9 protein-coding genes, 1 pseudogene and 1 riboswitch are annotated in these 12235 nt (G+C 47.9%); of the genes and pseudogenes, 7 read left to right on the forward strand and 3 right to left on the reverse strand.

Going from position 1 to position 12235, the window contains the following annotated elements; translation table 11 throughout:
• The first annotated feature begins 103 nt into the window (after nt 1-103).
• Nucleotides 104-276: riboswitch (Lysine riboswitch) on the forward strand.
• Nucleotides 277-354: 78 nt separating this feature from the next.
• Nucleotides 355-1935 carry a Na+/H+ antiporter NhaC family protein gene (locus T411_RS0113010; RefSeq protein ID WP_001046719.1) on the forward strand — a complete coding sequence of 527 codons (1581 nt, stop codon included), beginning with the start codon at nt 355-357 and terminating at the stop codon, nt 1933-1935.
• Nucleotides 1936-2012: 77 nt separating this feature from the next.
• On the opposite strand, the gene T411_RS0113015 is transcribed toward T411_RS0113010, so the two are convergent.
• Nucleotides 2013-2987 carry an ABC transporter substrate-binding protein gene (locus tag T411_RS0113015; RefSeq protein WP_001267880.1) on the reverse strand — a complete coding sequence of 325 codons (975 nt, stop codon included), beginning with the start codon at nt 2985-2987 and terminating at the stop codon, nt 2013-2015.
• A gap of 249 nt (nt 2988-3236) precedes the next feature.
• Between T411_RS0113015 and T411_RS0113020 the strand changes: the two genes are divergently transcribed.
• Nucleotides 3237-5183 (forward strand): ATP-binding protein, encoded by a 1947-nt coding sequence (locus T411_RS0113020; RefSeq protein ID WP_000796029.1) that lies wholly within the window; start codon nt 3237-3239, stop codon nt 5181-5183.
• 57 nt (nt 5184-5240) lie between these two features.
• On the opposite strand, the gene T411_RS0113025 is transcribed toward T411_RS0113020, so the two are convergent.
• Together T411_RS0113025 and T411_RS0113030 are read right to left on the reverse strand one after the other, a co-directional pair.
• Nucleotides 5241-6782: a DUF3369 domain-containing protein gene (locus T411_RS0113025; RefSeq protein ID WP_000362857.1), complete on the reverse strand. Its 1542-nt coding sequence runs from the start codon at nt 6780-6782 to the stop codon at nt 5241-5243.
• Nucleotides 6783-7048: 266 nt separating this feature from the next.
• Nucleotides 7049-7576, reverse strand: a complete 528-nt coding sequence (locus T411_RS0113030; protein WP_000717524.1) for a nicotinate-nicotinamide nucleotide adenylyltransferase — start codon at nt 7574-7576, stop codon at nt 7049-7051.
• Between the two features lie 102 nt (nt 7577-7678).
• Here T411_RS0113030 and nadE point away from each other — a divergent pair, with 102 nt between their 5' ends.
• From nadE to T411_RS1000000120280, 5 genes and pseudogenes are all read left to right on the forward strand, one after another.
• Complete coding sequence (gene nadE / locus T411_RS0113035; RefSeq protein WP_000400328.1) at nt 7679-8509, forward strand: NAD(+) synthase; 831 nt, start codon at nt 7679-7681, stop codon at nt 8507-8509.
• Between the two features lie 250 nt (nt 8510-8759).
• Complete coding sequence (locus T411_RS0113040; protein ID WP_000967516.1) at nt 8760-10088, forward strand: anaerobic C4-dicarboxylate transporter; 1329 nt, start codon at nt 8760-8762, stop codon at nt 10086-10088.
• Between the two features lie 189 nt (nt 10089-10277).
• The gene (locus tag T411_RS0113045; protein ID WP_000507087.1) at nt 10278-11633 is read left to right on the forward strand and encodes a DEAD/DEAH box helicase; all 1356 of its coding nucleotides are present in this window, start codon (nt 10278-10280) and stop codon (nt 11631-11633) included.
• 148 nt (nt 11634-11781) lie between these two features.
• Complete coding sequence (locus T411_RS1000000120270) at nt 11782-12006, forward strand: HNH endonuclease (RefSeq protein WP_079993097.1); 225 nt, start codon at nt 11782-11784, stop codon at nt 12004-12006.
• 131 nt (nt 12007-12137) lie between these two features.
• Nucleotides 12138-12235 (forward strand): annotated as a pseudogene (locus tag T411_RS1000000120280) (IS200/IS605 family transposase); the annotation flags it as partial.

Genomic DNA, 12235 nt, shown 5'->3' on the forward strand with positions numbered 1-12235 from the left:
CACTGCAGAAATGGGGAAATTAAATCTTGTCGTCACCTGAAAAGGCAGTAATATACGTCGTGTGTCACAGTTTCTGAGCCTAGCTCTTCGACGGGCACAAGTTCCTTTAAGTAGAGGCGCGCTGTTCATGAGTCGCCAGTCGTAGGTTGACCCCGATGATGACTGGTTAAAGGGTACAGCGCCGAAGTGATCGTTGCGTCATCAACGTTCGCTGGGCCAGCATTGAACAAATGCCGGACTGCCATAGTGTGTTGTCTATGGAGCGCTACCTTGAAGGATAAGAAGTGTTATTTCGCTGAAATGTGTTTTTTATCCTGCTGGTAGATCTCCACCTGAAAAGGTGATGTGAGATCCATGAATTTAGCCCCTTATTCTGACTCGGTTTACTCGGTCATCCCACCGCTACTCGCGGTGCTGCTCGCGATTACCACACGCCGAGTATTACTCTCTTTAGGCGCTGGCATTGTTGCTGGTGCGGTTATGCTTAACCATTTTTCCCCGCTGAGTACAGTACAATACCTGTTTGGAAAGATCAGCGGTCTGTTTTGGGCGGAAGGTGCAGCCAACAGCGATAACATCAATATGCTGCTGTTTATGCTGCTGCTGGGTGGTTTGATAAGCTTAATGACGGCCTCAGGCGCAACGCGTGCTTTCGCGGTATGGGCTGAGCGCAAATGCAAAGATCGCCGCAGTGCAAAAGCTCTGACGGGTTTGATGGTATTTGCTTTTTTCATCGACGATTTTTTCCATAGCCTATCTGTGGGTGCGATTTGCCGCCCAGTGACGGATCGCTTCCAAATCTCGCGCGCGAAACTCGCCTATTTGCTCGACTCTACCGCAGCCCCTGTGTGTGTGATTACACCGATTTCCTCTTGGGGCGCTTACATCATCGCTCTCATAGGCGGCATTTTAGCGGCACACGAAATGACCGAAATCAGTGCGATTTCAGCATTTGTACAGATGATCCCGATGAATCTGTACGCCGTGTTTACCCTGCTTATGGTGCTCGCGGTGATTTTCCTGCCGATGGATATTGGTCCCATGCGCCAACACGAAGCGTGGGCTCGTGAAGGTAAATTGTGGGACGAAAGCAAAGGCCGCCCTGCGGGCTTAGATATGGAAGGTGGAGAAACCGCTCGCGGTACCATGATTGATATGGTGTTGCCCATCGCAGTACTGACCATCACCACCTTGATTTTCATGATCCAAACCGGTAACGCCGTCTTAGCCGCTAACGGTGAAGCGTTCTCTTTGATTGGCGCACTCGAAAATACCAATGTGGCTCAGTCACTGGTTTATGCGGCGCTGTGTAGCTTGGCGGTCTCGATAGTTCTGTCACTGCGCTTAAAACTCTCGGCGCAAACGTGGCTATCCACGGCACCCAAAGGGGTTATGGCGATGATGCCAGCAATCATCATTCTGCTGTTTGCTTGGACGATTGGTGGTGTGGTGCGCGATCTACAAACCGGCATTTATCTCGCGTCTCTGACTCAAGGCAATCTACCGGTTGAACTGCTCCCCGCCTTGGTGTTTGTACTTTCTTGCTTAATGGCATTCGCCACTGGCACCAGTTGGGGCACCTTTGGGATTATGCTGCCACTCGCGGGTGATATCGCTGCGGCATCAGACATCAGCCTAATGCTACCGACTCTCTCCGCCGTATTGGCCGGCGCAGTGTTTGGCGATCACGCCTCACCGATTTCCAGCACCAGTATCTTGTCAGCAACCGGCGCAGGTAGCCATCATATTGACCATGTCGTGACTCAGCTTCCTTACGCGATCAGCGCAGCAATGGGCGCACTACTGGGTTATTTGGCAATGGGCTTATTGCACTCCGTTTGGGCTGGTTTGGCCGCCAGCAGTGTATGGTTTGTGCTGTTTTGTGCCTTCAACCTACGCCAAAAACGTTGGCAGCAAGAACCTGTTGAAGCCTAAGTTCTTTCTCACACCGCCCTTTATGGGCGGTGTTTTTATCTACAACACACCTTCAACTTATAAACTAAGTGCAGCGCTTATTCATCGATAGGTGTCCAATCTTTCGGCGGCGTTAACCCCCAGCGCGCAAACTCTTCTGGCTGATAAACACCTCTCCCTTGGCGGTTAATTTGGATCGGAATATATTTGGCAAGCTCTTGCTTATCCAAAATACGCGTCACCAGCTCAGCAGCCATCTCTCCTTGTTCTAACCCAAATAACACCACGCCACCCGCCGCTTTTCCTTTGCCGATCGAGAAATCCCAAAAGCCAAACAGCGGCAGTTGAGAATGCTCATTCGTCCAACTCACAATATTTTCAGGAGCAGCATGTAACCCATCAATATTGACAAGGGTTTGATACAAACCCACCACTATGGCTCCAAAGCCTTCTTGATTCGCGTACTCAACCGCGTGTTTCCACTCTTGTTCGCTCTTAATAGAACGGATGTCCGCCTCTATCCCCAAATTCTCCTTAATCAGCTTGTGTTGATCTTGCATATAATCCAAGGCAATTTTTGAGGTATTCCCTGAGTCAAACAACACCAAAACACGCCGTTTTTCTTTCGGTAACAAGCGGCCAATTTCAGCCATATTTTTTACAAACAAGGGTTGCTCTAAGATGCCCGTTACCTGCGCAATCCCCGAATACTCATCCAGCAACTCTCTGGGATTTGAGTTGATGCCGAGAAAAACAATCGAGATGGGTTCGTTATACAGTTTGGGTAACAAATAATAGAGTGCGTTGTCATCGCCCAATACCACCAAATCAGGTTTCAATTGCTGATAAGCTTGAAATGCACGATCGGCAGCCACGCTGTATTCTCGAGCGGGAATCCGTTTCGTATCCATTTCAAAAAAGTGTAATTGATGTTGGGCGTTAATCCCCTCTTTCAATCCTTTTGTGTAGGCTGCATCCCACGCGTAACCCGAGTGATAACTTTGAATCACCAACACATTGGCAGCCCATGCTTGGCCACTCAATAACCACACTATAACCATCCACCAGCGCATATGGCTTCCTCCACGCTTTAATACCCAAACCACTTGGGGTGGCAGATGCCACTGTGAGCTCATTCCCTTGAGCATAGAGAAACTATGCCTCTGAGATCAAAAACGTAGCCAACATCGCCGTTACTTCAAGCAGAAAGGGTATAGGCAAGTGTAGCTGATGTTTCTGCCTATAACTTGGCCAAGTGGGAAGGAAGGTACGGCATAGACCATCTATACTGAAATGAATTACTTCTAAAACAATAGATAATAATGAAAAACCGTGACGCAGAAGAAATGGACAGTAACCCGATGTTCAGCCGTATTGGCCGACGCATCATTCTCATCATGGTGATACTCAGTGGTGCCGTGACTTTAGCCATGACGATTACCCAAACCTTCATCGACTACAACCGTGAGTTCAATAATGTCCAAGCTAGGCATGATGAAATCCAAACCATTCACGCCGAGCTTCTCGCCAGCTCACTGTGGAATTATGACTTAGTCGTGCTTACCCAAAGGCTGGAAGGCTTGGTCAACTTACCCAATGTCGATTATATGAAGATCACCTCTGGCGACTACCATTTCTCAGCCGGAGAACCCGTAACCAGCATGGCATTAAATAGCGAAATAGCACTGGAATACACCAACCCAGATACTCAGGTGACTGAGAATATCGGCACCTTATATGTCGAATCGGACGCCCAAGGTATTTATAACTATCTGATTCGCCAGTTTCTGCTCACCTTAGCCGTCAATGCGCTGAAAACCGCCATTGTGTGCTATTTAATCTTGCTGATTTTCCACGCCAGTGTGAATCAGCGGATTTTTGCGATTGCGCAATTTCTACGTCGCTACAATCCCCGCCACCCTAAAAAACCACTACAACTGCCTTATAACCCTTGGATTATGGAGAAAAATGATGAGTTACAATGGCTGGGAGATGAAACTAATCGGATTGCTAACAACGTAACAACCCTTTACCGCACCATCAAATCGGAGCAAGAACGGTTGGAAGATTTTGCACAAGCCGCCTCCGATTGGTTATGGGAAACCAACTGCCATGGCGAGCTGATTTATAGCTCAGAAGCCATGTCTACTGCGTTAGCGATTGAGGAAGATTCCAAACCACTCATAGTAAGTATTGCTCCGCTTCAATCCTCAACCGCGCTCATGAACTGCTTACTCAAACAGCAAGATTTCTCAAATTGTGAAGTGGAATTGACACTCAGTGATGGCACTCAAGCCTATTTACTGTTTCAAGGCATTGCTCGCTATGCCGATGAGCAATTTCTCGGATTTCGTGGTACTGCAATCAACATTACCTCGCTCAAACTGGCTCAATTGAGTTTAGAAATCATGAACCAAGATCTGGAGCAGCAAGTCGCGAATCGAACGCAAGATTTAGCACTCAGTTTAACTCGTTTGCAAGAAACCCAAACCCAACTGATTGAATCTGAAAAGCTCGCCGCTCTCGGTGGCTTAGTGGCAGGCGTCGCACACGAAGTGAATACGCCGTTAGGTATTGCGGTGACAGCCACTTCTGTGATTCAGGAAACACGAGAAAGCTTGCTCAACGCCTTTAATCAGCAAACCCTCACCAGCCAACAGTTTGCAGAATTGATGGAGAGGATGACTCAAAGCACCCTGATGCTAGAAACCAATCTTAACCGTGCCGCACGACTGGTTCGAGATTTTAAGCAGACCGCCGTCGACCAAGTTTCGGAAAGCCGTAGCCAATTTCACGTAAAACAAGTCCTCGACGCGCTGATGGCCAGCTTACACAGTGAAACCCGAAAAATTCCGGTGACTCCGCAACTGCATGGGGAGGATTCTGTGATGATGAACAGCTTACCTGGTGTACTGACACAGATTATGACTAACTTGGTCATGAACAGTGTGAATCACGCTTTCGCAGAGACTGCTCAGCCAGAGATTGATATCCACTTCTATCAAAAAGATCAGCAGATCATGATTGAATATCGAGACAATGGATGCGGCGTAGCAAAAGAACTGCATCAAAAAATCTTTGAACCATTTTTTACCACTAAGCGAGGTCAAGGTGGCTCAGGATTAGGATTAAATCTGGTGTTTAATTTGGTTAAGCAAAAGCTGCATGGCCAACTGGCGTTTTCTTCCGAACCGGGGCACGGCGTGCATTACGTGATCACATTACCCCAAGCGCTATCGATGCCTCAAGTAGCCGACTGTGCGACCTAGCCACGCCTAGCGCTCCATCGGTATTCATTTCTGCCGGTATTCACTTTTGTCGCTGTCCTAGTCAGGCAGCGAAGCACGGATAGCAATAAACTCATCCCAGTGTTCGAGTAATAGCTCAACCAGTTTCGGCTCAAAGTGACGCCCTTTTTGCGCCATTAACTCTTCTCGGATCTGTTCATCTGTCCACGGATCTTTATAAGAACGTTTCGCGCCTAAAGCATCAAAGACATCGGCTATCGCAGTAATACGGCCTGAAATGGGAATATCATCGCCTTGTAAGCGGTTCGGATAACCACTGCCATCCCATTTTTCATGATGAGTGGCGGCAATTTCTTTCGCCACTTGCATTAATCGCCGTTTAGAACGGTTAAGGATTTCGACCCCATACTCCACATGCTTTTGCATGATCGCCCATTCTTGGGCATCAAGTTTACCAGGCTTATGCAAGATACTGTCTGGAATGGCGACTTTGCCAACATCATGCAAAGGTGAGGCATTTTTGATCATGTCAGCCTCAGATTCAGCTAAACCGTATAAATGGGCTAATCGCTCACAATACAAGGCAACACGTTGTACATGTGCGCCGGTTTCTCGGCTACGTGCTTCCACGGCATTGGCTAAGTTGTATACCAACTCTTTCGACGTCTCACGCAAGTCCACCATCAAGTTAATGTTTTCAAAGGTAAGACCGATGTTGTACATGTAGATCTCAAGCAATTTTCTATCCAGTTCAGAAAGCTCCTGCTCAAAACCTACATACAGAACGCTATCAACACCTCGTTCATCTTGTTTAAAGAACACGTAAGCATCGCCGTAGTCGCGAGTCGTGCGCTGACTCAACACTTCTTTGCAACGACGCTGCACGTCTTCCGGTAAACCTTTAAAGGGAGATTCAACGTATAACTCAACCCGTTCAGCAGTTGTTGCCACGGTTAAAGCGTTACATTTTTCACTATCGGGACAAGGTGTCGCCACGCAATAAAAAGCTGAAGCGTGCAATTTCAGCAATGAAGTCAATTGGTTCAAAACCGCAGTAGCGTAAGACTGGAGACTTTTCGTATTTTGAACATTCGCAGAGGCTTCAATCACATGACTTAAACCGAGCTTCTGATCTTCAATCAAGCACAAATCTCGGTAAGCACGCAGCATAGAATAGAGCAAGGTGCGCAGTTTTTGAGTCGTCAACTCTGTTTTTTCTTTGTAATCATCAATCTCATACTCTTTGATGACCCTATCTTCAGGAGCCTGCCCTGCTTGTCCGGTGCGCAGCACTAAACGCACTTGACGGTTCTGGAGTTCTTCGCGGATGTAACGCACCAAGTCTAAGCCCGCGTGTTCGGTTTCCATCACTACATCAACCAGCGCCAGTGCGATATCCGAGCGCTCCGCCATCACTTTTCGCGCTTCTAGGCCAGAAAGAACCGAAATTAATTCAAGGGGACGATTTTGAAACTTGAACCCCGTCAATGCTAAACGTGTGATTTGGTGCATCTGCTCATCATCATCGACTAACAACACACACCAAGGCTCTTGGCTATGCATGACTACCCGTTCTTTTTCCCCTGCGGCCTCTTGGCGCATATCTGCAAACAGATCCATGCCATCTCCATATTTAAACCACTTCAACCTTCTTTAGGTTTAGCACAATAGCTTGAAGTCCGAGAGGTATGGGCACTATTTTCAATGATAAATTCGTGAATATGTGTGTGGCTGGGCCATCATAAAATCATATTCAGCGCCTCATTCCACCGTTAATACGCGCGCAGTAGAGCTCGCGTCCTAGATTGAGCAGTTCGAGGTGCAGCAACATGAATGAAATAGCTACGATGGGGCATTCACTGGCTGAATCCTCAGCCAGTGAAAATTTAGAAGCTTGGGCTAGTGTAAAGCTGCTGCTGGTGCAAAAGGCGCTCAACCCCTGACGTGGTCATGTCTGTAATCGGTTGTCCATTTTGCAGAGCATCGCGAATCGCGGTACTGCGGATAGGCAACCTTTCAGGGCATGCCATGACTGTCCAACGCTGCAGTATTTCATCCGCTTTGTAGAATTTTCCAAAGTGAAGCAAATTGTCCGGCCCGATCACAAACGTCAACTCATCCTCCGGATACAGAGCTTGCAATCGCGTCAACACCGCATAAGTAGTGACGGCCTCTGGCGGAGCATATAAGGCTTGCTCGACATCAGAGCGCTGCACTTTATTTGAGCCAATATCTTGGATGAATTGATCCACCAGTTGACTGCGCAACTCGTAATCAAGCATGGTTTTCCCCCAAGCGTGGGCAATGCTCGGTACTAGCAAAATCAAATCAAAATGACCAAGCGAATCAATAATACTTTTGTGACCTAGGGTCGGCGGATTAAAGGCGCTGCCAAACACCGCAATCTTTTTCATTGTGCACCTTGCCGATCGGGAAATGCCCTTTCTCGGTTTTCTAATTCAACGATTGCGGTATCATACACCGAAAAATTGACATTGCTTGCAGGAAAGGAACCTATGGAACACAAGATCCGTGAAGAAATGCGCGTACTGCCTTCGATCGATCCACAGTTTGAAATCGAACGCCGCGTAGCTTTTATTAAGCGTAAGCTCACTGAAGCGCGCTGCAAATCCCTCGTATTGGGCATCAGTGGTGGCGTCGATTCCACAACCTGTGGTCGCTTGGCTCAACTTGCGGTTGAAGAACTCAACCAGCAACACAATACGACGGAGTACCAATTTATCGCGGTGCGTTTACCTTACGGCGAGCAAAAAGATGAAGATGAAGCGCAACTCGCCCTCTCCTTTATTCGCCCAACTCACTCGGTTTCCGTCAACATCAAAGCCGGAGTCGATGGTTTGCATGCCGCCTCTCACCACGCACTGGCGAATACCGGACTTATCCCAAGCGATCCGGCTAAGGTTGATTTCATCAAAGGCAACGTGAAAGCGCGTGCGCGTATGGTCGCGCAGTATGAAATTGCCGGCTATGTCGGCGGTTTAGTGCTAGGTACCGATCATTCTGCAGAAAACATCACCGGTTTTTATACCAAGTTTGGAGATGGCGCGTGTGACCTCGCCCCACTGTTTGGCCTCAACAAACGCCAAGTACGCTTGCTCGCAAAAACGTTAGGCGCACCTGAACAGTTGGTTTACAAAACCCCTACCGCTGACCTTGAAGAGTTAGCACCGCAAAAAGCCGATGAAGCCGCCTTAAACCTGACCTATGAACAGATTGATGATTTCTTGGAAGGTAAAGCCGTACCTGCCGAAGTTAGCCAGCGTTTAGTGGCGATTTATCACGCAACTCAGCACAAGCGCCAGCCTATTCCGACCATTTACGACTAGACGCCTTATTGACCTACATCAAGCCAAGCCTTTCGCTTGGCTTGATAGTCAAAATATCGCCTTGTCTGACGCAACAAACTCGTTACAAAAAATCACTAAAAATCTTTACTTTTCAGCCCGATAGTGTGACTCCCACCTGAATAACGAGATCTCATTTATTCCAGCTAGAATTCTGTGAACTCTGCTTCATAATTTTTGCAAATGAAATCCGACAATACATATAACTTCATTTCAATATAGGGAACATGGGATGCTATATGTAGAATTTCTTTTTCTACTGCTGATGTTGTATATCGGCTCACGATACGGCGGTATCGGGCTTGGGGTCGTTTCGGGGATTGGTTTGGTTATCGAAGTTTTCGTCTTCAAGATGCCACCGACCTCACCACCGATCACCGTGATGTTAATCATCCTTGCGGTCGTCACCTGTGCCTCGATTCTTGAAGCCGCTGGCGGCTTAAAATACATGCTGCAAGTGGCGGAGCGCATGCTGCGCAAAAACCCAAAACGTGTCACGTTAATTGCCCCTTTTGTCACTTACACCATGACGTTTATGCTGGGTACAGGCCATGCGGTTTACTCGATCATGCCAATCATTGGTGACGTTGCCCTGAAAAATGGCATTCGTCCTGAGCGCCCGATGGCAGCAGCATCCGTTGCGTCGCAAATCGCCATTACCGCCTCGCCGATTTCGGCTGCCGTGGTCTACTACCTAGCCGAACTCGCCAATATCAACCACAACATTACCTTGCTCTCTATTTTGATGGTGACGATTCCCGCTACCCTGTTTGGTACGCTTTTAATGTCGCTGTACAGTTTGAGACGCGGTAAAGAGCTGGATAACGACCCTGAGTACCAAGCAAGACTGCAAGACCCCGTCTGGCGCGAGAAAATCCTCAACACCACCGCCACCTCACTCGATGAAACCTTGCCAGCGTCAGCACGTAACTCCGTGCTGCTGTTCATCTCCTCGATTTTAGTGATCGTGGTGATTGCAATGTGGCCGGAGATCCGCACCATTCAAGAAGGCACTAAGCCAATAGGCATGGACATGGTGATTCAGATGATCATGCTCTGTTTCGGCGGTATCATTTTGCTCGCCACCAAAACAGACCCACGCTCTGTACCTAACGGTGTGGTGTTCAAATCTGGCATGGTTGCTGCGATTGCCATCTTCGGTATCGCGTGGATGTCTGACACCTACTTCCAATACGCCATGCCGCAATTTAAATCTGGCATCGTGGAGATGGTGACCAACTACCCTTGGACGTTTGCTCTGGCGCTGTTCATTGTGTCTGTGGTGGTGAACTCACAAGCCGCAGTCGCGCGGATGATGCTCCCTGTTGGTTTAGGGCTAGGTTTAGAACCGGCATTGCTGATTGGCCTGATGCCAGCGCTGTACGGTTACTTCTTTATTCCGAACTACCCATCGGATATCGCCACCGTCAACTTCGATAACACAGGGACCACCAAGATCGGTAAGTGGTATTTCAACCACTCCTTTATGGCTGTCGGTCTGATTTCCGTGATCTCAGCCTGCTGTGTAGGATTTGTGCTCAGCAAAATCATCATCGGCTAAACAAAGCTTGTCACCAATAGCCAAAGAGCCACTGCATGTGGCTCTTTTTATTGACGACCAATCTTCATGCTCTCTCTCCCCAAATGACTTGGCATTGTAGATAGCGGTTGCTACTAATCAATAAAGGCCTCAGAATGGCGGGCTTTGCGCGGACTTCCCGCGTTATTTGATTACTGTTGAGAATGATATATGGGTTTTACCTCGCTCGGTCTGTCTGCGCCAATCCTTAAAGCTATTGAAGAGAAAGGATACAACACGCCTTCACCGATTCAGTTACAGGCTATTCCTGCGGTTTTAGCAGGCAAAGACGTGATGGCCGCAGCTCAAACTGGCACAGGAAAAACGGCTGGCTTTACGCTACCTATTTTAGAATTGCTGGCAAAAGGGCCAAAAGTTCGCGCCAATCAAGTTCGTGCTTTAATCCTTACCCCAACGCGTGAACTGGCCGCACAAATCCAAGACAATGTCATGCTCTATGGCCGCCATCTACCGCTCAAGAGCGCGGTTGTGTTTGGTGGTGTGAAAATTAACCCACAAATGCAGCGAATGTGTAAAGGTGCGGATATCTTAGTGGCAACCCCAGGCCGCTTAATGGATCTGTATAACCAAAATGCGGTCAAATTTGATCAGTTGGAAATTTTGGTACTTGACGAAGCAGATCGCATGCTCGACATGGGCTTTATTCGTGACATTCATAAGATACTGAAATTATTGCCTGAAAAGCGCCAAAACCTACTGTTTTCAGCTACCTTCTCGACCGAAATCCGTGAGCTTGCCAAAGGCTTGGTGAATAACCCCGTCGAAATTTCAGTCAGCCCAGCCAACTCAACGGCAAGAACCGTTGAGCAGTGCATTTATCCTGCTGATGTGAAAAAGAAACCGGACATGCTGGTGAAATTGGTCAAAGAGGGGAATTGGCAACAAGTGCTGGTATTTATGCGTACCAAGCATGGTGCCAACCGCTTAGCGACCTATCTCAACGAGCAAGGTTTAACCGCGGCCGCGATTCACGGCAATAAGAGCCAAGGCGCACGCACCCGAGCACTGGCGGATTTTAAAGCGGGAGAGGTGCGTATTCTGGTCGCAACAGATATTGCGGCGCGTGGCATTGATATCCCGCAACTGCCTCAAGTGGTGAATTTTGAATTGCCGAAAATTGCTGAAGATTACGTGCACCGAATTGGCCGAACAGGCCGAGCAGGTGAAGTCGGTAAAGCGATTTCTTTGGTGAGTGCCATTGAAGCACCGGAATTATTTGCGATTGAGCGTTTAACGCAAGCCTTACTGCCCCGTGTAAATTTAGCGGGATTTGAGCCGACCAACCAACTCCCTGAGTCAAAATTAGACACTCGACCTTTGAAGCCGAAAAAGCCCAAAAAGCCTAAAAAGGTAGAGGGAGCTGGAGAAAACAAAGGCAGCGTAGCTGAAAACAAACCTAAAGCTGGCCACCGAGGCCAGCCTACAGGACAAGCTCGCACAGCGAAAAAAGGCGGCACTCATTCGGAGCCGAAAAAACCGACAAAGCGCCCTGTTAGAAATGGGTAACTTCGTTTAAACATTTAAGAAGGGACAGATCCAGTAGTTTGTATCGGCTGCCATCTTCGGTATCTCTTAGATGGCAAACACCTACTTCCACATTTGATTTCTAAGACACCTAACGGTTAAAGCATGGGTTCTCAGACGAGCAAATGGCATCTGTGAGTGCTGTAATGAACCAGCCCCATTTGAAACGGATGAAGGTAAGCCCTTCTTAGAAGTTCACCATTTAATTCGACTAATCGATAACGGGAAAGACAAACCAGAAAACTGTGCTGGTGTTTGCCCAAACTGCCATAGAAGGCTGCATAGTGGTAAAGGTAGGGAAGACCTCACGATTAACTTACTAGCGAAGATTGAAGGAAAAGAAAGCGGCTTATAGCCGCTCTTTTATTGTCATCCCTAAACCACCGCTTTTAGCGGTGGTGATTGTCCCTAGGGGCTTTTGCCCGAAAATGCGCCCATGTTAGAAGACAAACTCTTATTCACCATAAGTAAGAGGATTCAAATAACATGGGCGACTACAGAAGTTCATCACACGTCTATTGGCGTTGCAAATATCATATCGTTTGGACACCAAAATTTCGTTTTAAGATCTTAAAAGGTAATGT

Source organism: Vibrio cholerae ATCC 14035, assembly GCF_000621645.1.
Classification (GTDB): Bacteria; Pseudomonadota; Gammaproteobacteria; order Enterobacterales; family Vibrionaceae; genus Vibrio; species Vibrio cholerae.